The sequence below is a fragment of the Bradyrhizobium sp. CCBAU 11430 genome, assembly GCF_028128855.1.
In the GTDB taxonomy this organism is placed as follows: domain Bacteria; phylum Pseudomonadota; class Alphaproteobacteria; order Rhizobiales; family Xanthobacteraceae; genus Bradyrhizobium; species Bradyrhizobium ottawaense.
The window spans coordinates 184,010-206,860 of record NZ_LBJV01000066.1; the positions used below are offsets into that span (position 1 = coordinate 184,010).

Genomic DNA, 22,851 nt, shown 5'->3' on the forward strand with positions numbered 1-22,851 from the left:
CGGACCCGAGCGAGGCAGACATGCAGCCCTGCTCGGGCGGAATATGGCCTGGTATTCCGCTCGCACGGACGCCGGCCGGAGAAGGTTTAAGCGCCGCCCGGACCCCGGCCGGTCCAATAGGGATCGCGCAGCTTGCGTTTGAAGATCTTTCCGGTCGCCTCCCGGGGCAGCGCATCCAGGAACCGGATCTCCTTCGGCACCTTGAAGTTCGCCAGCCGCTCGCGCAGAAAAGCCTGCACTGCGGCGGCGGAGAGCTGGTCGCCGGTGTCGGGCTCGATGCAGGCACATAGCCGCTCGCCATATTCCGGGTCGGGAATGCCGAACACGGCGCAATCGCGCACTCCGGGCATGCCGATCAGCGCGTTCTCGATCTCGGCGGGATAGATGTTGACGCCGCCTGATATCACCATGTCGCGCTTGCGGTCGCACAGAAACAGATAGCCGTCCTCGTCGAGATAGCCGACGTCGCCGACGCTGACGAGGCCGTCGCGCCCCGCCTCGGCGCGCGCCTGCGCCTTGCCGTGGTAATCGAAATCGGGCACCGCCGTCTGGCGCATGTAGATTTCGCCGACCTCGTTGGCGTTGCACGCGCTGCCGTCGTCGCGGAAGATCCTGACGATGCCGCCTTCGATGGCGCGGCCGACGGTGCCGGGCTTCTTCAGCGCCTCCTCGGCAGAGTGCCACACCGGGATCCCGGTCTCGGTCGAGCCGAAATACTCGTTGATGACCGGCCCCCACCAATCGATCATCGCCTTCTTCACCTCGGGCGGGCAGGGCGCAGCCCCGTGCACGACGAAGCGCAGCGACGACAGGTCGTAGCGCCGCCTGACCGTCTCGGGGAGCCGCAGCAGCCGCACGAACATCGTCGGGACCATGTGGATGTGCGTCACGCGGTGACGCTCGATCAGTGCCAGCAGCTCCTCCGCATCGAACCGCGGCTGGAGGACGATGGTGCAGCCGTTGCGGAACGCCATCATGCCGTAGGAATGCGGCGCCGAGTGATACATCGGCCCGTTGATCAGCAAGATTTGGTTGTCCCGCGGCTTGATGCCATAGGCGATCGCGCCGACACGTTCGGAAGCGGCCGCCTGCTCGGGCTGCATCGGCATGCGCCGCACGCCCTTCGGCATCCCGGTCGTGCCCGAGGTGTAGATCATTGCCGCGGCCCGGCGCGGCGGTTCCTGGGTTTCGGTATGGCCGTCGCGCCAGCGCTCCCAATCGGTCCGTCCGGGCGGGACCGCGGTCAGCTCCGGGGCAATGGCGAAGGTCGCCGCCAGCTCGGGCGGCGTCGCGACCACGAGAAGGCGGACATCCGGCGCCACGCCGTCACGAATCTGCGGCAGCAGGTCGGCGTGGCAGACCAGGATCTTCGCGCCGCTGTCGGTCAGGATGTAGCGGACCTCCTCGGCCTTGAGATGCCAGTTGATCGGCACCACCGGGCTGCCGAGGGCGGCGGAGGCCGCAACCACCTCGAACAGGGCGAAGTCGTTGCGCAGCATCATCGCAACCGGCGCGGCCTCGGCAAGGCCCAGGGCGCGAAACCCGCTTGCCGCCCGCCTGATGCGTGACTGGATCTCGTCATAGCTGATCCGGCGCTCGCCGCTGATGATCATGGCGTGTCCTTGTCCCGCACGAGCCTAGCGATCGTCCAGCACGTCGCCGAAGCCGACCCAGCTCTTGCCGTTGAAGCGGCGGAGCTGAAGCTGCTGGAACGGCAGATAGTCGTCGGCGCCGGTCGTAACCGAGATTCCCGGCAGCAGCAGCGGCAGCTTCACCTCCTTCAGCGAGGCCGCCTGGCGCATGATGTTGTCGCGGCTGACGTCTTCCTTGCACGCCCTCAGCACCGTCATCAGCAGCGTTGCATAGTGGTAGCCGGCCGCGTAGTTGGAGTTGGAAAGGTCGGCGTTCGGCAGGTATTGCTTCATGAAGGCAAAATACTCCTTCACGCCGGGATCGTCGGCCCATTGCGGGTCCATCGTGTCCTTCTGGTTGCTCGACGAGATCAGGCCGACCGCGTTGTCGAGCCCGGCCGGCTCCAGGAACGAAATCGACGAAGCCGAGGTCGGCACGAAGAACAGTTCGGGCTTCCAGCCGATCTCGGCCACGCCCTTGACCATCTGCGAGGTGAATTTTCCGAGCACGACGCCGAACAGCACGTTGGCGCCCGAGGCCTTCAGGGTCGAGAGCTGAGAGCTGATCGTCGGCGCGCTGGTCTCGTAGGTCTGTTCGGCGATGATCATGCCGGCCGCCTTGGCCCCGAGCGCGCGCTTGAAGCCTGCGACATAGTCGCGACCGAAATCGTCGTTCTGCGCCAGGATCGCGATCCTGGCGTCGGGCTTGGTCTGCAAGATGTATTTGGCATAGACCACGCCCTCGGATTCGTAGGCCGCCATCCCCGGCATCGTCCACGGATTCTTCTGCGGCTCGGCCCATTTGGTGGCGCCCGAGAGCACGAACAGCTGCGGCACCTTCTTGGCGTTGAGATAACGCTGCACCGCGCTGTTGGTGGCGGTGCCGAGCGAGCCGAACATCATCAGCACCTCGTCCTGCTCGACCAGCTTGCGGGTCTGCTCGACCGTCTTCGGCGGCGAATAGGCGTCGTCCAGCGTGATGAACTTGACCTTGCGGCCGTTGATGCCGCCATCGGCATTGATCTTGTCGAAGAACGCTTCCTGCGTCCGCCCGATCGCGCCGAAGCCGGAGGCCGGGCCGCTATAGGGCAGGGTCTGCCCGATGCGGATCTCGGCGCTGCCTTCGGCGCGGGCGCTGCCGGCGCCGAGCGTCAGCAACGACATGCCGATCAATGCGGCTGCGAGCTTCATGGTGTCCTCCCGTTTTTTTCTTGTAGTCCGAGACGTCAGGCGCTGGCGCGGAGCAGGAAATCCTGCCGGGCCTGATCGAACTCCTCCTTCATCCGGTCGACCAGGTCGGCGACGGCAGGCGCATCGGTGATCTGGCCGATGCCCTGGCCCGAACCCCAGATGTCGCGCCACGCCTTTGATTTCGTGTTGCCGCTTGAGCCGAAATTCATCTTCGTCTTGTCGGCCATCGGCAGATTGTCCGGATCTAACCCCGCGGCGGCGATGGAGGGGCCGAGATAGTTGCCGTGCACGCCGGTAAAGAGGTTGGTGTAGACGATGTCGTGCGCGGCATGCTGCGTCAGCGCGGACTTGTAGGCTTCGTCGGCGTTGGCTTCCCTGGTCGCGATGAAACGCGTGCCCATATAAGCGAGGTCGGCGCCAAGCGTCAGCGCGGAGGCGATGCCGAAGCCGTCGCTGATCGCGCCCGACAGCAGGACCGTGCCCTTGAACCATTGCTTGACCTCGCGCACCAGCGCGAAGGGCGAGAGCGTTCCGGCATGCCCGCCGGCGCCCGCGCAGACCAGGATCAGGCCGTCGACGCCGTGCTCGGCCGCTTTCCGCGCATGCTTGACGTTGATGACGTCGTGGAACACCAGCCCGCCATAGGAATGCGCGGCCTCGACGATCTCCGCCGGCGGCCGCAGCGAGGTGATGATGATGGGGACGCGATGTTTCACGCAGGTCTCCATGTCCTTCATCAGGCGGTCGTTGGAGGCGTGGCAGATCTGGTTGACCGCGTAGGGCGCGACCTTTTTGCCCGGATTGAGCGATTTGTATTGCCCGAGCTCGTCCTCGATGCGGCTCAACCACGCGTCCAGCTTCTCGACCGGACGGGCGTTGAGCGCCGGAAACGAGCCGACGACGCCCGCCTTGCACTGGGCGATCACCAGCTCCGGTCCGGAGACGATGAAGAGCGGCGAGCCCACCACCGGCAGCGCGAGCGAATCCTTCAAGAGAGCGGGCAGCGCCATCATGTCCTCCCTGAAAACGCGGCCCCGCCGGCGGGCGGATGACGAGGCGTTTCCGTGTTGATTGTCGCGCGGGCGATTGCCGCCCGTGTCGCGGATTTGAACCCACTATAAGGTTGGACGGCGCCCTCCGGTCGTTCAATAATGAACGGATAGCCTTTCAGATATGAACGGGGGGAGCCGATTGGACTGGGATCTCTGCAAGACCTTCGTCGCGGTCGCCGATACCGGAAGCTTCACCGCGGCCGCCCGCCGGCTGCACACCAGCCATCCGACCGTCAGTCGCAAGATCGCGGCGCTGGAAGCCCAGCTCGGCACCAGGTTGCTGGCGCGCGCCGCCGACGGCCTGGCACTGACCGCGGATGGACGGACATTGCGCGAGCACGCCGAGGCCATGGCGGCGGCGGCGCTGCGGGCCGAGACCGCGGTCGCGGCCGGGGGACATAAGGCGCGCGGCATCGTCAAGCTTTCGATCGGCGCGACGCTGGCCTCGCATTGGCTGATGCCGCGCCTGCCCGCCTTCCTGCGTGGGCATGACCATGTCCGGCTCGAGATCATCACCCACCCGTTTCCGGCGAGCGTGCGTCGGCGTGAGGCGGACGTGGTGCTGCGGCCCTTCGACAGCGGCGAGGAAAACCTGGTCGGTCGCAAGATCGGCCGCCTTGGGACCGGATTCTACGCCTCGCGCGATTATGCCGCGGGGCGGTCCTTGCCTGAACGGCGCGGCGAGTGGAAGGAGCATAGCGTCGTCGGCTTCGCCGACCAGGCGTCGAATGCACAGCTTGCGCGCTGGAGCGACGTCGTCACCCGGCAGGCCAGGGTGGTGATGCGCTGCTCTTCCCAGGGGGACATGCTGGCGGCGGTCCGCGCCGGGATTGGCATCTCGGCGCTCTCCTGCTTCGTCGCAGAAAGCTATCCCGACCTCGTACGCGTCGCCCCGCAAAAGCTCGCCAGCGTGGCGGACCTGTGGCTGCTGGCCCATCCCGACCTCGTCGAGCTTCCGGCGGTGCGTGCTGTCGTGGATTTCGTCGCCGAATGCGCCCGGGCCGACCGCGCGAGGCTGCGGGGCTAAAGCATGATCCGGGAAAGTGCGCAGCGGTTTTCCGAAAAGCGCGATGACGTTTCATCCTAATCGCGTCGCGCTTTAGCCCGAGCCGGCGAGCACGCCCTCGCGCTTCTTCACCGCGCGATAATAGCTCCACCACAGATGCGCCGCCGCGCCGCGCAGCGGACGCCAGGGCTCGGCGAGCGGCGCCATCTGCTTCTCCGTCGGCCGCGCCTGAAGGCCGAGGCCGACCTTGATGGCCTCCTGCACGGCGAGATCGCCGGCGGGCCAGGCATCGCCATGGCCGAGGCAGAACAGGAGGTAGACGTCCGCGGTCCAGGGGCCGATGCCGGGCAGCGCGATCAGCGTGTGATGCGCGGCGTCGGCATCCTCCTCGGCGAGCACGTCGAGGTTCAGTCGCTGCGCGCCGATCTCGCGGGCGAGATGCTTCAGCGTCTTGATCTTGGCAGCCGACAGGCCGAGCCGCCCGAGCCGGTCAGTGCGGGCCCGGCGCACCGCGTCGTGGTCGAACGGATCGAAGGCGGCCGACAACCGTCCCCAGATTGCCGCCGCGCTCGCGGTCGAGAGTTGCTGGCCGCAGACGATGTGGGCAAGGCCCGCAAAACCCGGCTCGCGCCGCCGCAGCGCCGGCATGCCCGCGATCTCGAACACGGGTTTGAGGCGCGGGTCACGCTTGATCAGCGCGTGGACGGCCTCTTCGAGATCGGACTGGGATTCGAGATGGATGGTCATTGCAGTTTGGCAAACTCTTTCGGACGTCATGTGGCCGGGCTTGACCCGCTTATCTATTATCCTACTCCGTCATTCCGGGGCGATGCGAAGTCGAACCCGGAATCTCGAGATTCCGGGTTCGGTCCTGCGGACCGCCCCGGAATGACAGCCGAGGCGGTCAAGCCCGGCCATGACGAGTTCTTTCTCATGACACCACCCGTTTTCCGATTCGCTCCGAGCCCGAACGGCTACCTCCATCTTGGCCACGCCTATTCGGCGCTGCTGAATTTCGACCGCGCGCGCGAGTCGGGCGGCCGGCTGTTGCTGCGGATCGAGGACATCGACACGACGCGCTGCCGGCCGGAATTCGAGGCGGCGGTCTACGAGGATCTGGCCTGGCTCGGAATTGATTGGGAGACACCGGTGCGGCGACAGTCGGAGCATCTCGCCGATTATCGTGCCGCGCTGGACAAGCTGTCGGCGCTTGGGCTCGTCTATCCCGCCTTCGAAAGCCGCGCCGAGATCGCAAAGCTCGTTTCCGCGCGCGAGGCGGATGGCCCGTGGCCGCGTGATCCCGACGGCGCGCCGCTTTATCCCGGCGAGTCCAAATCGCTGCCTGCTGACGCGCGGGCGCGCCTGATCGACAGCGGCGCGCCCTACGCGCTGCGGCTCGACATGGCGGTCGCCTGTCGGCGCGTCGGCGGCCTGACCTGGAATGAGCTGGGCGAGGGGCCCGATGGCGAGCACGGCACCGTCCCGGCGCGGCCCGAGGCCTGGGGTGACGTTATCCTGGCGCGCAAGGAGACACCGACCAGCTACCACCTGTCCGTCGTCGTCGACGATGCGCTTCAGGGCGTCAGCGAGATCGTGCGCGGCCAGGACTTGTTTCACGCCACCGCCGTCCACCGCCTGCTCCAGGTCCTGCTCAGCCTGCCCGAACCCGCCTACCGTCATCACCGGCTGATTTGCGACAGCGAGGGGCGGAAGCTGTCGAAATCGAGCGGCTCGACCGGTCTTCACGCCTTGCGTGCGGCCGGCATCACGCCTGCCGGCATCCGTCGGCTGGTGGGATTAGGTTAAGTTTCTCTGGGGGTTAGCGAAACGCCGCCGTGACTCCGGGGGTTCCGCCGTGCCATGCTTGGCCGACAGCCCGGGGTTCGAAGGGGACACTTCGAAGGGGATTTATGGCGGCGAAAAAGCGCCCAGCGCGCACCACGCGGACGTCCAGGCGACCGCCTCGGAAGCGGTCCGGGACGACCGGTGGGTTGCGCAAGCGCAGCACCAAGACGGTCGCGCCGGATGTCGTCCAGGCGGCGCTCGCCGCCTTTGCCCATGAGGTCCGCACCCCCCTGACCGGCATCCTGGCGATCAGCGACCTGCTGGCGACCTCCGATCTCGGCGAGCGGGAACGGCGCTGGGCCGACACCATCAAGGCCGGTGCCGAGCATCTGGCGAGCCTTGCCACGCTGTTCGTGGATGCCGCCAGAACCGGCAAGGGCGCCAGCAAGGCCGGAAGTACGCTGCGGCAGGACCTGTTCGATCTCCGCACGCTCGCCCGCAGCGCCGGCGATTCACTGGCCGGGCGTGCCGCGGCCAAGGGTCTCCAGGCCCAGGTCGAGATCTCCGACAAGCTCCCCGGCCTCGTGGTCGGCGATCCCGTCCGCCTGCGCGCCGCGCTCGAGAACCTGATCGACAATGCCGTGAAGTTCACCGACCAGGGCGGCGTGGCGCTCGAGGTCGCGCCCTGGCGTCCTGCCAAGGGCAAGGCAAAGGGCAAGTCAAAAGAGAAGGGCAGGGTCGGCGTCGCCTTCGCGGTGTCCGACAGCGGCATCGGTCTGACCATGGTCGAGATCAAGCGGCTGTTCCGCCCGTTCACCCAGGCCAATGTCACCATTGCCTCGCGCTTCGGCGGCGCCGGCTTAGGGCTGTCCTCGGTCAAGCAATTGGCGCGCGCGATGGGCGGCGACATCACCGTCGCACCGCGCCGCGGCGGCGGCGCCACCTTTACGCTGACGGTGTCGCTCGATGCGGCGGGCCCCAGCAAATCCCGCAAGGCGAAGGGCGAGACCGAGGCGGATGCGGTCGCGGCGCTGCGCGTCCTCAGCGTCGAGGACAATCCGTTCGGCCGCGTCGTGCTCAACACGATTTTGACCGAGCTCGGCCATCATGCCGAGTTCATCGGGCGCGGCGAGGATGCCGTCGGCCGGCTGGCGCAAGGCGCGTTCGATGCGGTGCTGATGGATATGGTGCTGCCCGGCATCGACGGCGTCGAGGCCATCAGGCGGATCCGCACCATGCAGGCGCCGCTGGCTCGGATCCCGATCATCGGGGTGTCCGGTCGCGGCGAGGACGAGGCGGCCTCGCGCGAGGCCGGCGCCGACGCCTTCCTGGTCAAGCCTGTGTCTCCGCGGGCTTTAGCGACTGCGCTGCTTGAAGCGACACGCCGTGAGGAAGCCGTGACTTGATGATCGCGGCATTGAGCTCGCCGCCGTAAACGAAGATCGCGGCGATGAAATACAGGAACACCAGCGCGATGATCACCGAGGCGAGCCCCGCATACATCGTCACGTAATTGTTGGCGAAGCGCGCCAGATATTGCCCGAACACGATGCCGGAGATCAGCGACGCCACGATGGTGAAGACGATGCCGGGCAGGATCTGGAGGAAGCCGCGCCGTCCCGCCGGCAGCCAGACGTGCAGGATGATCAGCGCCACCACCAGCGCACCGATCGTGATGCCGTAGCGCAGCCAGGTGAGGATGCTTTCGTTGGACTCGACGAACAGCGGGATGTGGCGCCGCGCCGCCTCGATCAAGAGCGGACCGAGCACGATCAGGAACGCCATGGCGAGCGCGGTGAAGGCCGCAATCAGCGTGTAGACAATCGATTCCAGACGCAGCCAGTACCAGCGCCGCATCTCCACCACCGCATAGGCGCGATTGAGTGCGACCCGGAGGGCCTCGACGCCGTTGGAGGCGAAATAGACCGACAGCGCCGCGCCGATCGTCAGAATGCCGGTGCGGGTCGTGGTCAGCACGTCATGCACCTCGCCCGAGATCGAATCGGCGACCTGCTTCGGCCAGATCTGCAGCATTAGGCTGGCGGCCTGGTCGGCGAGTTCCTTGGAGCCGAAGAAGCCCGCGAGTGAGGTCAGCACGATCAGGAACGGGAACAACGCCATCAGCGTCGACAGGGCGATGTGGCTCGCGATCGCCCAGCCGTCGTCGGCCAGGAACGTGTAGAACGCATCCTCCAAGACGCAGTAAATGTAGCGGATGGCTTTCACGTGGCACCTACACCGCTGCTCGCTCTCCCTGCACGTAGGGAGAGATCAGGAGAATAGGCAATGGGCGCAAATCGGAAATCATCGCGCTACCATCTGATATTCTTGCCCCAAAAGCCAGTTCGCGAGGCGCCTCGCTGTCATTCCGGGGCGCGCGCAGCGCGAGCTATGATGCGCAATTGCGCATCTGAGAATCCATTTCGCCGCAGTAGGGGTGGCCCGACGGATTCCTGGCTCGACGCTTCGCATCGCCCGGAAGGACGCCGGAGGCTGCCGCGGCACCATGGCGGACCGGCGCGCACGGTGTTATCACCCCCCAATGGCATCTCTCCTGACGACTTTCATCCTGCCGGCGGCAGCCGGCGCCGTGGCGTTGGTGCTGCTGCTCGGGCTCATCAACATGATGCGCGGCGGCTCGCCCAATACCTCGCAGAAGCTGATGCGCTGGCGCGTGCTGCTTCAGTTCGTGGCGATCGTCATCGCAATGCTCGCGGTCTGGGCGATGGGGCGGTAAGGCATGATCCGGACCCGAAGGGCCGCGTTAGCGCAAAGTGTGAAGCGGTTTTCCGACGAGATCATGCCCAAAATTAAGAGGCCTCTATGGTCGTACTGAATCGCATCTACACGAAGACCGGTGACGACGGCACGACGGCCCTCGGCTCGGGCGAGCGCCGCCCAAAATACGATCTGCGTATCGAGGCCTATGGCACGGTCGACGAAACCAATGCTGCGATCGGCGTGGTGCGGCTCCATACCCAGGATGCGCCCGAGCTCCACGCGATGCTGGGCCGCATCCAGAACGATCTGTTCGATCTCGGCGCCGACCTTGCGGTTCCGGAACGTGACGGCAAAGCCGAGCGCCTGCGGGTGGTGGCGAGCCAGGTCGAACGGCTCGAGCGCGACATCGATGCGCTCAACGACAAGCTCGCGCCGCTGACCTCCTTCGTGCTTCCCGGCGGCACGCCGGCTGCTGCTCATCTCCATGTGGCGCGCACGATATGCCGCAGGGCGGAACGGGTGATCGTGGAACTGGCGGCCCGACCCGGGGAGCAGGTCAGTGCAGCTGGCATCCAATATATGAACCGCCTGTCGGACTTCCTGTTCGTGGCCAGCCGAGCCGCCAACGGGAATGGCGCCGGCGACGTGCTCTGGGTTCCGGGCCAGAACCGCTGACCCATCGAGGTCTCGCATTTCAGAGGGCTAAAATTAGGCCCGTTCGCGCGTTGACCGGGGCAGATCGGGCCTTTAGGTTCCGCGCCAGTTGATAACCCCCCTCCTAAATTGAGTGAAAGAGGATCGATGAAGGTCTTAGTGCCGGTAAAGCGGGTGGTCGATTACAACGTCAAGGTCCGCGTCAAGGGCGATGGATCGGGCGTTGAACTCGCCAACGTCAAGATGTCGATGAACCCGTTCGACGAAATCGCGGTCGAAGAAGCGCTGCGCCTGAAGGAAGCCGGCAAGGCGACCGAAGTCGTGGTGGTTTCGATTGGACCTGCGCAGGCGTCGGAGACGATCCGCACGGGTCTTGCCATGGGCGCCGATCGCGGCATCCTGGTGAAGGCCGAGGGCACCGTCGAGCCGCTCGCGGTCGCCAAGATCCTGAAGAAGGTTGCCGAAGAAGAGCAGCCGGGCCTGATCATTCTCGGCAAGCAGGCGATCGACGACGACAGCAACCAGACCGGCCAGATGCTGGCTGCGCTGCTCGGCTGGTCGCAGGCGACCTTCGCCTCGAAGCTCGAGGTCGAAGGTTCTGACTTCAAGGTCACCCGCGAAGTCGACGGCGGACTCCAGACCGTGAAGCTGAAGGGACCGACGATCGTCACCACCGATCTGCGTCTCAACGAGCCGCGCTATGCCTCGCTGCCGAACATCATGAAGGCCAAGAAGAAGCCGATCGCGGACAAGACCGTCGCCGATTACGGCGTCGACGTCGCTCCGCGTCTCGAGGTCGTCAAGACGACGGAGCCGGCCGGCCGCAAGGCGGGCGTCAAGGTCAAGGACGTCGCCGAGCTGGTGTCGAAACTCAAGAACGAAGCCGGGGTGCTCTGATGACGACGCTGCTGATTGCCGAACACGACAATGCGTCGCTCAAGGATGCGACCAACAAGGCCCTGACCGCGGCTGCCGCGCTCGGCGCGGACGTCGAGGTCCTCGTTGCCGGCCAGAACGCCAAGGCCGCGGCGGATGCCGCTGCCAAGCTTGCCGGCGTCAAGAAGGTGCTGCTCGCCGATGGCGAGCTCTATGCGCACGATCTCGCCGAGCCGCTGGCCGCGCTGATCGTTTCGCTGGCCTCCGGCTATGATGCGATCGTCGCGCCCGCGACCTCGCGCTTCAAGAACGTGATGCCGCGCGTCGCCGCCCTGCTCGACGTCATGCAGGTCTCGGAAATCATCAAGGTGGTCGCCCCCGACACCTATGAGCGCCCGATCTATGCCGGCAACGCCATCCAGACCGTGAAGTCCAAGGACGCCAAGAAGGTCATCACGGTGCGGACCTCGACCTTCGCCGCAGCCGGCGAGGGTGGCAGCGCACCGGTCGAGACCGTCGCGGCGGCGGCCGATCCGGCCCTGTCGTCCTTCGTCGGCGAGGAGGTCGCCAAGAGCGATCGTCCCGAACTGACCTCGGCCAAGATCATCGTCTCCGGTGGCCGCGCCATGCAGAGCCGCGAGAATTTTGCCAAGTACATCGAGCCGCTCGCCGACAAGCTTGGGGCCGGTGTCGGTGCCTCGCGTGCGGCGGTGGACGCCGGCTATGCGCCGAACGACTGGCAGGTCGGCCAGACCGGCAAGGTCGTGGCGCCCGAGCTCTATGTCGCCGTCGGCATTTCCGGCGCGATCCAGCATCTGGCCGGCATGAAGGACTCCAAGGTGATCGTCGCGATCAACAAGGACGAGGACGCGCCGATCTTCCAGGTTGCCGATTACGGCCTGGTCGCCGATCTCTACCAGGCGGTTCCGGAATTGACGGCCGAACTTGGCAAGCTTGGCAAGTAAAAGACGCCAAAAACACCGGCCGGAGGCATAAACTCCGGCCGGTGTTTCATTTCTGAAGCGTTTTCTTTGGCGTGGGGCACGCCGGGGAAGCGATCCAATCTAGGTTTCGAGCCCGGGTTCTGATTAAATCAAGCTTCTGATCAAATCAGACCTCCCGGCTCGGGGGATAGCAGGCGCGCTCGTCGCGCGCCGTTCCGGTGGATGACATTATGGCGGCAGTGATCAAGAAGGTCGGCGTGATCGGCGCGGGTCAGATGGGCAACGGCATCGCGCATGTCGCGGCGCTGGCCGGCTTCGACGTGGTGCTCAACGACGTTTCGCCTGATCGCCTCAAGTCGGGCATGGCCACCATCAATGGCAATCTGGCGCGCCAGGTCTCCAAGAAGGCCGTCTCCGAGGACGACAAGGCCAAGGCGATGGCGCGCATCACGTCCGCCGAGAAGCTGGACGACCTCGCCGACTGCGACCTCGTGATCGAGACCGCGGTCGAGAAGGAAGAGGTCAAGCGCAAGATCTTCCACGAGCTCTGCGCGGTGCTGAAGCCCGAGGCAATCGTCGCCTCCGATACCTCCTCGATCTCGATCACCCGGCTTGCCGCCGCCACCGACCGGCCCGAGCGCTTCATCGGCATTCACTTCATGAATCCGGTGCCGCTGATGGAGCTGGTGGAGCTGATCCGCGGCATCGCCACCGACGACCAGACCTTCGAGGCGTCCAAGGAATTCGTTGCCAAGCTTGGCAAGCAGGTCGCGGTCTCCGAGGATTTCCCGGCCTTCATCGTCAACCGCATCCTGCTGCCGATGATCAACGAGGCGATCTACACGCTGTATGAAGGCGTCGGCAACGTGGAGGCGATCGACGCGGCCATGAAGCTCGGCGCCCACCATCCGATGGGCCCGCTGGAGCTGGCTGATTTCATCGGCCTCGATACCTGCCTCTCCATCATGCAGGTGCTGCATGAGGGGCTGGCCGATTCCAAGTACCGCCCGTGCCCGCTGCTGGTGAAATATGTCGAGGCCGGCTGGCTCGGCCGCAAGACCCAGCGCGGCTTCTACGATTACCGCGGCGCCAAGCCGGTTCCGACGCGCTAAGGCGGTTTCGTGCCCCGGACGCTGCGCAGCGCGTCAGCGATGCGCTGCAGAGCCGGGGCCCAGAAGCCTCGTGCACGCTGAAGCATGGGTCCCGGCTCTGCGGTGCGTCACTTCGTGCCGCGCCGCGTCCGGGACACAGACAAGAGGCCACACCACGGTCCTGTGACAATTCATGTCTCATTAACCCCTCGCGCCTAGGCTGCAGCCGGTAAGAGGGTTCGCGTAATGGACATGATGGCAATGGTCAGCACCATGCTGGCCGCTCAGCAAGGCGCGCTGCAGTCGAATATCTCGGCGACGCTGACCAAGCAGAACATGGACATGGAGAAATCCACCGTCCTGACGCTGATGGGTGCCGGGCAGCCTTCGCTGGCCAATGTCGGTGCCGGCGTCGGCGCCAATCTCAACGTCACCGCCTAAAAATCCCTAGAGCGCCGCGGCGGCCTTGCCCGTCGCCGCCCGGATCAGCTTGAGCGCGTCCTCGCTCGCCCATTCCGCCGGTCCCGCAATCGTCGCAATCTCGCAGCCTTGCGGATCGATCAGCACGGAGGTGGGCATGCCAAGCGCCCGGCCTATCGCCTTAAGATCTTGAAAAACCTTTGCTTTTTGGTCGCTGAAATAGCCGATCCTGGTCAGATTGGCCTCTTTCAGGAACGTCTTCGGCTTCTCGGGGTCGCGGGTGTCGATATTGATCGCCACCACCTCGAAATTCGGGCCCGACAGCTTGCTGTGGAGCTCGTCCAGCGCCGGCATTTCCTTCCGACATGGCACGCACCAGGTGGCCCAGAGGTTCACCAGCAGCGTCTTGCCGCGGAAATCGGACAGCTTCTTCGGCTTGCCGTCGGCGTCCTCGAAGGCGAGGTCGGGCAGCTTCAGGGGGGCGCTCGCCATGGTCAGCGCCGCCAGCTCGCCGTGGGCGAGGGGGGCGATTTTCTGCGCCGTCGCAACCGCCGGCTTGCAGGCCGGATCGCCGCCAGGCGACCGGCCCAGGCCCAGTCCGTACAGCGCGGCGAAGCCGGCCAGCCCTCCGACCGCCACGGTGGCGATGACGAGGGGGACCCGGCGCGTGGCGGAGGGCGTCTTGTCGAGCATATCGTTTGTCATCCGGTCGCAGATATGGCTATCAGGGGCCTCTTAATACGGCTGGCGGCGGCCAGCAAACGTGCGGCAAATCAAGGCGTGAGCAGGGGATCATGAGCAACAAGATGTGGGGCGGCCGGTTCTCGGAACGTCCCGACGAGATCATGGAAGAGATCAACGTCTCCATCGACGTCGATCGTCACCTCTTCGCCCAGGACATTGCCGCGTCCAAGGCCCACGCTGCGATGCTTGCCAGCCAGGGCATCATCACGGGCTCTGATGCGAAAAATATCGGCAAGGGTCTAGACACGATTTTGTCAGAGATCGGCAAGGGCGGCTTCGAGTTCAAGCGCGCGCTTGAGGACATCCATATGAATGTCGAGAGCCGCTTGTCCGAGCTGATCGGCCCCGCCGCCGGCCGCCTGCACACCGCGCGCTCGCGCAACGACCAGGTCGCGACCGATTTCCGTCTCTATGTCCGCGATGTTCTCGACGAGACCGACGCGGCGCTCGCCGCGTTCCAGGCCGCGCTGGTCAATCGCGCGCTGGAGCATGCCGCCACCGTGATGCCCGGCTTCACCCATCTGCAGACCGCGCAGCCCGTGACCTTCGGCCATCATCTGCTCGCCTATGTCGAGATGGCCGCGCGCGATCGCGGCCGTTTCCAGGATGCGCGCAAGCGGCTCAATGAATCCCCGCTCGGCGCCGCCGCGCTGGCCGGCACCTCGTTCCCGATCGACCGCCACGCCACCGCGAAGGCGCTTGGCTTCGACCGTCCGATGGCGAACTCGCTCGATGCCGTCTCCGACCGCGACTTCGTGCTGGAGACATTGTCGGCCGCCTCGATCTGTGCCGTCCACATGTCGCGCTTTGCCGAGGAGATCGTGATCTGGACCTCGCCGCTGGTCGGCATGATCCGGCTCAGCGACAAGTTCACCACTGGGTCCTCGATCATGCCGCAGAAGCGCAATCCGGATGCCGCCGAGCTGGTGCGCGCCAAGACCGGCCGCGTCATCGGCGCGCTCAACGGTCTCCTGATCGTGATGAAGGGCCTGCCGCTCGCCTATCAAAAGGACATGCAGGAGGACAAGCAGGGCGCCATGGAGGGCTTTGCCGCGCTGTCGCTGGCGATCCGCGCCATGACCGGCATGGTCCGCGACCTCGTGCCTGACGAAGCCAAGATGAAGCTTGCTGCGGGCGAGGGCTATGCCACCGCGACCGACCTTGCCGACTGGCTGGTGCGGACGCTGAAAATGCCGTTCCGTGAAGCCCATCACGTCACCGGCCGCATCGTCGCCAAGGCCGCCGAGGGCGGCGTCGCGCTGCACGAGCTGCCGCTGAAGGAGATGCAGGCGATCGAGCCGAAAATCACCAAGGACGTGCTCGGCGTGCTCTCGGTCGAATCGTCGGTGAAGAGCCGCACCAGCTTCGGCGGCACCGCGCCGAAGAACGTGGCGTCGCAGGCCAAGGCCTGGGCGAAGCGGCTGGAAAAAGAGCGAAAATTGGGCTGAGGGGCAAAATTTCGCTTATGTTTCATGGTCATCCGGCTCTCGCCAGAGCGCGCCAATCTCTGTATGGTGCGCCCCGCGTAGTGGGGATTTCGTCGTGACGTCAAAGTTTCGCCCGGCCGGCTCGGGGTGGGCCATCATTGTCTTGAGCCTGACGGCGCTTGCGCTTGCCGGCTGCGGCCGCAAGGGCCCGCTGGATTTGCCGCCGACCGCCAACGCGCCCACGGCCAACGGTGCTGCGCCAACCGACACCGAGACCGAGGCCCAGAGGACGCCGAGCGTGTTCAATCCCACCTACGGTGCGGATGCCGCGCCCGCGGCGGCCAAGGGCAGGAAGAAACCGTTCATTCTCGATCCGCTCCTGGACGAACCTCCCGGCAAGAAATAAGCCGGGACAACCGAGCCTGCGTCATGAACCATTTCGACTATCGCAACGGCGTGCTGCACGCCGAGGCGGTGAACCTGTCCGAGCTGGCCGCAACCGTCGGCACGCCGTTCTATTGCTATTCGACCGCGACGCTGGAGCGGCACTATCGCGTCTTCACCGAGGCCTTCGCCGGCGAGAAGGTGCTGGTCTGCTACGCCATGAAGGCGAACTCGAACCAGTCGGTGCTGCGCACGCTGGCCAAGCTGGGCGCCGGCGCCGACGTCGTCTCCGGTGGTGAATTGAAGCGCGCGCTGGCCGCCGGCATTCCGCCGAATAAGATCCTGTTCTCCGGTGTCGGCAAAACCGAACAGGAGCTGCGCGCCGCGCTCGCCGCCGACATCCTCTGTCTCAACGTCGAATCCGAGCCCGAGCTCGAGCTGCTGTCGCGCCTGGCGACCGAGACGGGCAAGACCGCGCGCATCTCGCTCCGCGTCAATCCCGATGTCGATGCCGGCACCCACGCCAAGATTTCCACCGGCAAGTCCGAGAACAAGTTCGGCATCCCGATCGTGCATGCGCGAGAGGTCTATGCCCGCGCCGCCAAGCTCCCGGGCATCGAGGTGACCGGCACCGATGTGCATATCGGCAGCCAGATCACCGACCTTTCCGGCATGGAGACCGCCTTCCGCATCCTCTCCGAGTTCGTGCAGACGCTGCGCGCCGATGGCCACAACATCAGCCACGTCGATTTCGGCGGCGGCCTCGGCATTCCCTATTACATGGACCGCGAAGCGCCGCCGGCGCCGGCCGCCTATGCCGCCATGGTCAAGCGCGTCAGCCACAATCTCGGCTGTACGCTGATGTTCGAGCCGGGCCGCATGATCGTCGGCAATGCCGGCATCCTGGTCGCCAAGGTGATCTATGTGAAGCATGGCGACGGCAAGAATTTCGTCATCATCGACGCCGCCATGAACGACCTCATCCGCCCGACGCTGTACGAGGCGCATCACGACATCCTGCCGGTGACGCAGCCCGCCAAGGGCGCCGCCACCATCATGGCCGATGTCGTCGGCCCGGTCTGCGAGACCGGCGACTATCTCGCGCTCGACCGCACGCTGCCGACGCCCGCGCCCGGCGATCTCATCGCCATCATGACCGCGGGCGCCTATGGCGCGGTGCAGGCCGGCACCTACAACACGCGGCCGCTGGTGCCGGAGGTGCTGGTGAAGGACGATCAGTACGCCGTGGTCCGTCCGCGCATCGAGGTCGAGCAGCTGATCGCGATGGACACGCCGGCGCCGTGGCTGTGAGACGACGCCGGCTCAACAGCCGCGGTGTCGTCGCCGCGTAGGCGGGGACCCATAACCACAGGAAGTGGTTATGACTCGAAGCTGGTGACTCCGAGCCTTCGCCAAACACCCTCCTGTGGCTATGGGTCCCGGATCTGCGCTTCGCTTGTCCGGGACGACGAGCGGAGATTGGGATCGCTACTTCCCCGTCACCCCACCCTTCGCTCCACCCACCACAACGCCCGCCTTCTTCTCGATCGGCTTGATCGCCGCGGTGAAATCGGACTCGGCGCCTTCCGCGCTGATCACGGTCTCCCACAACCGCCCGACCGCGTCGGCGACCTCCATCGACAGGCCGAGCTGCTTCATCTCCTCCAGCGCCAGCCGCACGTCCTTCACCATCAGGCCCGTGGCGAAGCCGAAGTCGAAGCTGCGCGGCAGCACGGCGCGCGGAAACTTGTCTCGGCTCGCGGTGTTCATGCCGGAGCCGGCATTGATGACGTCGATCATGACGGCGGGATCAAGCCCGGCCTTCACGCCCATCACGACCGCTTCCGAGGTCGCCACGATCGCGGTGGCCGACAGGAAATTGTTGGCGAGCTTCATGGTCTGCGCCGCGCCGGGCTTCTCGCCGATGAAGAACACTTTCCCGATCACGTCGAGGGCGGGCCTGAGCAGCTCGAACTCCGCCTTCGGCCCTGACACCATCACCGCCAGCGTGCCCTTCTCGGCACCGCCGACGCCGCCGGAGACGGGGCAGTCGATCTGCACGATGTTGCGCTTGGCGAGGAGGCCGTGAATTTTCACGGCCATCGCGGATCCGACGGTGGAGAGATCAATGAAGCGCTTTGCGCGGCTGCCTTCGATGACGCCGTTCGCTCCCGTTGCAACATCGAGCGAAGCCTGCAGCGAGGGCAGGCTCGCCATCACGGTCTCGACCTGGTCGGCGACGTCCTTCGGCGATGTCGCTGGCTTAGCGCCGAGCGCTTCGAGCTTGCCCGTCACCTCCTTGCGCGTGTCGAACACGACGAGCCTGTGTCCCGCCTCGATCAGCCGCCGCGCCATCGGGAAACCCATGTTTCCGAGCCCGATGAATCCGATGTCCATGGTGTTTCCTTGTGGTTGTTATTCGTTGGTGGTTGAACGTGAAGCGGCCATCATTCTCCGCTCGTCGTCCCGGGGCATCGCGAAGCGATGAGCCCGGGACCCATAACCACAGGGAGGTGTCGTTGCGCGGAAGCGGTCACTCCGAGTCCCGCTAACCACAGCTGCCTGTGGTTATGGGTCCCGGGTTCGCGCTACGCGCGCCCCGGGACGACAGCGGAGATTTTGACGACATCTCACGCCTTGCCGTCGATCTCCGCGAACACCTCGCGCGCGATGCGGAAGCTGTCGACGGCGGCGGGCATGCCGCCATAGATCGCGACCTGCATCAGGATCTCGCGGATCTCCTCGCGGCTGACGCCATTGGTCAGCGCGCCCTTCAGATGCGCGCGAAACTCGTGCTGGCGGTTGAGGATCGCGATCATGGCGATGTTGAGCATGCTGCGGGTCTTGCGCGGCAGCTCCTCGCGGCCCCACACCGTGCCCCAGCAATATTCGTTCAGCATCTCCTGGAACGGGCGGTTGAAATCGTCGACGTTCTTCAGTGCGTTGTTGACATAGGCCTCGCCCAGCACCGCTTTGCGGACTTCCAGGCCCTTGTCGTGCATCTTCTTGTCCATGGCGTATCCTCTCTTGTCCCTCGGGGCGGCGCGGAAATTACGGGGTTGCCGCGGGCCAGTCACGTCCTCGTGTTATGCGGGAAAAGGGGTGTCTCCCGTGCCGGAACGGATGCCTCAGTGCTGCCGTTGTGATAGGCTTCTCTACCGGGCAACCTGGAGAGTTGATTGAACGGCGTCACCCCCGACCCGTCAGACCCGATCCGCAACAGCGATGCTCTGTCGCGGCTGAAGCTGGCGCAAGCCCTCGATCGGGCCATTTATGCCATCGCGTGGGAGCGTGCCTGGCCGAATTTGGCGCGGCTTCTGACCGTCGTCGGCCTGTTCCTGGTGGTGTCCTGGGCCGGCCTCTGGCTGGCGCTGCCGTTCGTTGCCCGTGCCATCGGTCTCGTCGTTTTCGCCGGCATCGCCATTGCCGTCCTGTTTCCCTTGATTCGCTTCCGCTGGCCGAGCCGCGAGGAGGCACTCAGCCGGCTCGATCGTGGCTCCGGCATCCGTCATCGCCCGGCCACGACGCTGACGGACACGCTGTCCTCGCAGGACCCGGTCGCACAGGCGCTGTGGCAGGCGCAGCGCGAGCGTACGCTAGCCTCGCTCAAGCGCATCCGCGCCGGTCTGCCGCATCCGCGGCTCGCGCTGCATGATCCCTGGGCGCTGCGCGCGCTGGTCATGGTGATGCTGGTCGCGACCTTCTTCGCCGCCGGCGATGAGCGCGCGATGCGGCTCGGGGCCGCTTTCGACTGGAACGGCGTGCTGGCGCCGGCCAATGTTCGCGTCGATGCCTGGGTCACTCCGCCGCTTTACACCGGCAAGCCGCCGGTCATCCTGTCGGCCGCCAACAAGGAGGCCGCGGCGCTGCCCGCCGCCGGCCCGCTTGCCGTTCCCGCCGGCTCGACCCTGATCGTACGCTCCTCCGGCGGCAGCCTGGATGTCGTCGTCTCCGGCGGCCTCAAGGAGGCCGCTCCCGCGGAAGCCGCGCCCAAGGGCACCAACGAGAAGCATTTCACCATCGCCGCTGACGGCACCGCACATGTCCGCGCGCCCTCCGGCCAGCCGCAATGGGCGTTTGCGGCAACGCCGGACCGTGCACCGACGATCGCGCTCGCCAAGGATCCCGAGCGCCAGGCGCGCGGCGGGCTCCAGCTCTCCTACAAGATCGAGGACGATTACGGCGTGACCGGCGCGGATGCCCAGATTGCCTTGCGCCCCGCCGACGCCAAAGATGCCGTCAAGGATGGCAGCAAGGATTCCGACGGCAAGGCCGCGGCGCGTCCGCTGTTCCAGCCGCCGCAATTCCCGCTCGTGCTGCCGAACGCGCGCACCCGCAACGGCGTCGGCCAGACCGTGAAGGATCTCAGCGAGGACCCCTATGCCGGCGCCGACGTCACGCTGACGCTCACCGCCAAGGACGAGGCCGGCAACGAGGCCAGGAGCGAACCCTTCAACATGCGCCTGCCCGAGCGTCTGTTCACCAACTCGCTCGCGCGCGCGCTGATCGAGCAGCGCCGCATCCTCGCGCTCGACGCCAACAGGAATTCCGACGTCTACACCGCGCTCGACGCGCTCATGATCGCACCCGAATTGTTCACGCCGGATGCCGGCTGCTATCTCGGCCTCCGGAGTCTGGCGAGCCAGCTCGAGGCCGCCCGCACCGACGATGCGCTGCGCAACGTGGTGGCGAGCATGTGGGCCTTCGCGACGACCATCGAGGATGACGGCGTCGCCGGCAGTGTCAACGCCGCGCTACGCTCGGCGCAGGATGCGCTCAAGGCGGCGCTGGACCGCGGAGCCAGCGAGGACGAGCTCAGGGTGCTGACGCAGAAGCTGCGTGAGGCCATGGCCGGCAAGGTGCGCGATCTCGCCCGCCGCGCCGAGCAGAATCCGCTCGGCGCCCGGCAGCCGTTCCCGGCGGAGGTCCAGCTCATCCTCGACAAGGCAGTCGAGCTGCGACAAAAGACCCAGCATGCGACGCCCGAGCAGCTCGCCGAGCTGGCGCAGCAGCAGGACGTCTTGCGCGAGCAGCTTCAGGCCTATCGCAAATCGGCGAACAGCCGTGCCAACAAGGCGGGGGACGACAAGACCAACCAGTTTACGCGGGACCGGAAATGCGGAAGCTAGCACCCGTGCCAGTCTTGAAGGCGATGTCGATCGCCTGCCTCGCCATGCTGTTGGGCGGCGTCTCGCCGGCCGCGGCTCAGCTGGATCAGGATCCCGATGCGCTGCTCGACAGCGCGGAAAAGGCGATGCAGGAATCCGGCGACAGCCTCAGGCAGAAGGAATCCGGGAAGAGCCTGAACAACCAGTCCGACGCCATTCAGAAGCTCGAGGAGTACAAGCGCGCCACGGAAAGAAGCCAGTCGTCCAATCGCGATCGTTCCGTCATCACGCAGCGCGATCTGGATGACCTGCTGCGGCAGATCGAGAAGGCGGCGCGTGAGGGCAATAAAGAGGCGGCCCAGCGCATGCTCGAGCAGCTCGCGCAGATCATGGAAAATCTCCAGATGGCGCAGCCCGGGCAGTCCGGCGAGAGCGACATGGAGCAGGCGCTGAACGAGCTCAGCGACATGATCCGCAAGCAGCAGCAATTGCGCGACAAGACTTTCAAGCAGGGCCAGGATTCCCGGCGTGACCGCTCGCGCGGCAAGCCGCAGGGCGACCAGTCGATGTCGGACCTGCAGCAGGATCAGCAGTCGCTGCGCGACCGCCTGAAGAAGCTGCAGGACGAGCTCGCCAAGCGCGGCCTCGCGCAGAAGGGACAGAAAGGCCAGAAGGGTCAGCAGGGTCAGAAAGGGCAGCAGGGCGATCCGGGCCAGAGCGGCGATCAGGACGGCGACCAGGGTGATGATGACGGCAGCCTCGATGCCGCCGACGGCGCCATGGGCGATGCCGGCTCGAAGCTCGGCGAAGGCAATGCCGATGGCGCCGTGGACTCGCAGGGCAAGGCCCTCGACGCGATGCGCAAGGGCGCGCAGAAGATGGCCGAGGCGATGCAGCAGGGCGATGGCGACGGGCAGGGCGATGGTCCCGGCAATCGGGCCGGCCGGCAGCAAAGCGGCGGCAATCAGACCGATCCGCTGGGCCGCCCGCTTCACGGCCGCGATCTCAGCGACGACTACACCGTCAAGATCCCGGGCGAGATCGACGCCCAGCGCGTCCGCCGCATCCTCGAAGAGCTCCGCCGCCGCCTCGGCGACAGCTCGCGCCCGCAGATCGAGCTCGATTACATCGAGCGGCTGCTGAAGGATTTCTGAGGCGAAGTCGCCACAAGCTCACTGTCATCGCCCGGCTTGCCGCCTTCGCTGAAGCTTCGGCGTGCCAGCGCCGTGTGGGCCTTGGCGGAGCCGGGACCGGGCGATCCAGTATTCCAGAGACAGCAGTGACTAAGTCGATAGGCCGCGGCGTACTGGATGCCCCGGTCCCGGCTCCGCGATGCTACGCCGGGCCCACGCGGGTACTCGGCCGGCGAAGCGTCAGCGAAGACGGCAAGCCGGGGCATGACAGCGGTATGTGTGGTTAAGGTTGCCCGCCACTACCCCTTTTTCGCCGCCAGCGCGTCCGCCACCGCGGTGCGGATGTCGGCGACCGAGAACGGTTTTGTCACGACGTCGTGCACCAGCGCATTGAGGTTCGAGGCGCGCTCGCGCTGGTCGGCAAAGCCGGTCATCAGCAAGATGGTCAAATCGGGAAAATCGCGCGCGGCGGAGAGCGCCAGCGCGATGCCGTCCATGATAGGCATCTGGATGTCGGTGAGCAGCAGGTCGAAGGCGCCGTCCTCGCGGGTCAGGATCTCCAGCGCCTCGGCGCCGTCCTGCGCGGTGACCGTTTCGTGCCCGTCCATGGCGATGGCGCGCGCCACCAGCGTGCGCATCGAATCTTCGTCATCGGCGATCAAGATCTTCGGCATGAGACCAACT

The 22,851-nt window shown here is 66.0% G+C and carries 23 protein-coding genes; 14 read left to right on the forward strand and 9 right to left on the reverse strand.

The annotated features are described in order from the left end of the window. Positions 1 to 86: 86 nt before the first annotated feature. From XI04_RS25945 to XI04_RS25955, 3 genes are read right to left on the reverse strand one after another with little or no spacing between them, the layout of a single operon-like run. Positions 87 to 1,613 (reverse strand): acyl-CoA synthetase, encoded by a 1,527-nt coding sequence (locus XI04_RS25945; protein ID WP_212474984.1) that lies wholly within the window; start codon positions 1,611 to 1,613, stop codon positions 87 to 89. A gap of 24 nt (positions 1,614 to 1,637) precedes the next feature. Next, positions 1,638 to 2,822, reverse strand: a complete 1,185-nt coding sequence (locus XI04_RS25950) for an ABC transporter substrate-binding protein (protein ID WP_028139914.1) — start codon at positions 2,820 to 2,822, stop codon at positions 1,638 to 1,640. Positions 2,823 to 2,857: 35 nt separating this feature from the next. After that, positions 2,858 to 3,832, reverse strand: coding sequence for an NAD(P)H-dependent flavin oxidoreductase (locus XI04_RS25955; protein WP_271609231.1), 975 nt, complete (start codon positions 3,830 to 3,832; stop codon positions 2,858 to 2,860). A 181-nt stretch (positions 3,833 to 4,013) separates the two neighbouring features. Here XI04_RS25955 and XI04_RS25960 point away from each other — a divergent pair, with 181 nt between their 5' ends. After that, positions 4,014 to 4,901 (forward strand): LysR family transcriptional regulator, encoded by an 888-nt coding sequence (locus tag XI04_RS25960; RefSeq protein ID WP_271609232.1) that lies wholly within the window; start codon positions 4,014 to 4,016, stop codon positions 4,899 to 4,901. Positions 4,902 to 4,973: 72 nt separating this feature from the next. On the opposite strand, the gene XI04_RS25965 is transcribed toward XI04_RS25960, so the two are convergent. Next, positions 4,974 to 5,627: a DNA-3-methyladenine glycosylase family protein gene (locus XI04_RS25965; protein WP_028139917.1), complete on the reverse strand. Its 654-nt coding sequence runs from the start codon at positions 5,625 to 5,627 to the stop codon at positions 4,974 to 4,976. A 186-nt stretch (positions 5,628 to 5,813) separates the two neighbouring features. Here XI04_RS25965 and gluQRS point away from each other — a divergent pair, with 186 nt between their 5' ends. Then, complete coding sequence (gluQRS, locus tag XI04_RS25970; RefSeq protein WP_038971919.1) at positions 5,814 to 6,686, forward strand: tRNA glutamyl-Q(34) synthetase GluQRS; 873 nt, start codon at positions 5,814 to 5,816, stop codon at positions 6,684 to 6,686. A gap of 104 nt (positions 6,687 to 6,790) precedes the next feature. Next, entirely contained in the window at positions 6,791 to 8,071 is a 1,281-nt protein-coding gene (locus XI04_RS25975; protein ID WP_271609222.1) for an ATP-binding protein, read from the forward strand. Here the strand turns inward: XI04_RS25975 and XI04_RS25980 are convergent. Further along, positions 7,998 to 8,891 carry a YihY/virulence factor BrkB family protein gene (locus XI04_RS25980; RefSeq protein ID WP_028139920.1) on the reverse strand — a complete coding sequence of 298 codons (894 nt, stop codon included), beginning with the start codon at positions 8,889 to 8,891 and terminating at the stop codon, positions 7,998 to 8,000. The two genes, XI04_RS25975 and XI04_RS25980, sit on opposite strands and share 74 nt — an antisense overlap. A 316-nt stretch (positions 8,892 to 9,207) precedes the next feature. Between XI04_RS25980 and XI04_RS25985 the strand changes: the two genes are divergently transcribed. The 6 genes from XI04_RS25985 (at position 9,208) to XI04_RS26010 (ending at position 13,392) form a co-directional block, all read left to right on the forward strand. Continuing rightward, positions 9,208 to 9,402, forward strand: coding sequence for a twin transmembrane helix small protein (locus XI04_RS25985; RefSeq protein WP_028139921.1), 195 nt, complete (start codon positions 9,208 to 9,210; stop codon positions 9,400 to 9,402). An 86-nt stretch (positions 9,403 to 9,488) separates the two neighbouring features. After that, positions 9,489 to 10,061: a cob(I)yrinic acid a,c-diamide adenosyltransferase gene (locus XI04_RS25990; RefSeq protein ID WP_028139922.1), complete on the forward strand. Its 573-nt coding sequence runs from the start codon at positions 9,489 to 9,491 to the stop codon at positions 10,059 to 10,061. Between the two features lie 126 nt (positions 10,062 to 10,187). Beyond that, positions 10,188 to 10,937: an electron transfer flavoprotein subunit beta/FixA family protein gene (locus tag XI04_RS25995; protein WP_018316267.1), complete on the forward strand. Its 750-nt coding sequence runs from the start codon at positions 10,188 to 10,190 to the stop codon at positions 10,935 to 10,937. Then, positions 10,937 to 11,881 (forward strand): electron transfer flavoprotein subunit alpha/FixB family protein, encoded by a 945-nt coding sequence (locus XI04_RS26000; RefSeq protein WP_028139923.1) that lies wholly within the window; start codon positions 10,937 to 10,939, stop codon positions 11,879 to 11,881. Before XI04_RS25995 ends, XI04_RS26000 begins: the two co-directional genes overlap by 1 nt. A gap of 209 nt (positions 11,882 to 12,090) precedes the next feature. Beyond that, positions 12,091 to 12,972, forward strand: coding sequence for a 3-hydroxybutyryl-CoA dehydrogenase (locus tag XI04_RS26005; protein ID WP_028139924.1), 882 nt, complete (start codon positions 12,091 to 12,093; stop codon positions 12,970 to 12,972). 225 nt (positions 12,973 to 13,197) lie between these two features. Beyond that, positions 13,198 to 13,392, forward strand: a complete 195-nt coding sequence (locus XI04_RS26010; protein ID WP_028139925.1) for a hypothetical protein — start codon at positions 13,198 to 13,200, stop codon at positions 13,390 to 13,392. Between the two features lie 6 nt (positions 13,393 to 13,398). Here XI04_RS26010 and tlpA read toward each other — a convergent pair whose 3' ends face one another. Continuing rightward, the gene (gene tlpA / locus XI04_RS26015; protein ID WP_271609223.1) at positions 13,399 to 14,064 is read right to left on the reverse strand and encodes a thiol:disulfide interchange protein TlpA; all 666 of its coding nucleotides are present in this window, start codon (positions 14,062 to 14,064) and stop codon (positions 13,399 to 13,401) included. Positions 14,065 to 14,165: 101 nt separating this feature from the next. Here tlpA and argH point away from each other — a divergent pair, with 101 nt between their 5' ends. The 3 genes from argH to lysA all read left to right on the forward strand — a co-directional run bounded on the left by argH (position 14,166) and on the right by lysA (position 17,237). Beyond that, positions 14,166 to 15,563, forward strand: a complete 1,398-nt coding sequence (gene argH / locus XI04_RS26020) for an argininosuccinate lyase (protein WP_028139927.1) — start codon at positions 14,166 to 14,168, stop codon at positions 15,561 to 15,563. 94 nt (positions 15,564 to 15,657) lie between these two features. Continuing rightward, positions 15,658 to 15,948, forward strand: coding sequence for an LPS translocon maturation chaperone LptM (gene lptM / locus XI04_RS26025; protein WP_038948523.1), 291 nt, complete (start codon positions 15,658 to 15,660; stop codon positions 15,946 to 15,948). A gap of 23 nt (positions 15,949 to 15,971) precedes the next feature. Beyond that, positions 15,972 to 17,237 (forward strand): diaminopimelate decarboxylase, encoded by a 1,266-nt coding sequence (lysA, locus tag XI04_RS26030; RefSeq protein WP_091960257.1) that lies wholly within the window; start codon positions 15,972 to 15,974, stop codon positions 17,235 to 17,237. Positions 17,238 to 17,414: 177 nt separating this feature from the next. Here lysA and XI04_RS26035 read toward each other — a convergent pair whose 3' ends face one another. Further along, positions 17,415 to 18,323 carry an NAD(P)-dependent oxidoreductase gene (locus tag XI04_RS26035; protein ID WP_271609224.1) on the reverse strand — a complete coding sequence of 303 codons (909 nt, stop codon included), beginning with the start codon at positions 18,321 to 18,323 and terminating at the stop codon, positions 17,415 to 17,417. A 233-nt stretch (positions 18,324 to 18,556) separates the two neighbouring features. Next, positions 18,557 to 18,940, reverse strand: coding sequence for a carboxymuconolactone decarboxylase family protein (locus XI04_RS26040; protein ID WP_018316258.1), 384 nt, complete (start codon positions 18,938 to 18,940; stop codon positions 18,557 to 18,559). Positions 18,941 to 19,105: 165 nt separating this feature from the next. Between XI04_RS26040 and XI04_RS26045 the strand changes: the two genes are divergently transcribed. Next, positions 19,106 to 21,055, forward strand: a complete 1,950-nt coding sequence (locus XI04_RS26045) for a TIGR02302 family protein (protein WP_271609225.1) — start codon at positions 19,106 to 19,108, stop codon at positions 21,053 to 21,055. After that, positions 21,043 to 22,188: a DUF4175 family protein gene (locus XI04_RS26050; protein ID WP_028139932.1), complete on the forward strand. Its 1,146-nt coding sequence runs from the start codon at positions 21,043 to 21,045 to the stop codon at positions 22,186 to 22,188. Before XI04_RS26045 ends, XI04_RS26050 begins: the two co-directional genes overlap by 13 nt. Before the next feature lie 278 nt (positions 22,189 to 22,466). Here XI04_RS26050 and XI04_RS26055 read toward each other — a convergent pair whose 3' ends face one another. After that, entirely contained in the window at positions 22,467 to 22,841 is a 375-nt protein-coding gene (locus tag XI04_RS26055) for a response regulator (RefSeq protein ID WP_028139933.1), read from the reverse strand. Between the last annotated feature and the right edge of the window lie 10 nt (positions 22,842 to 22,851).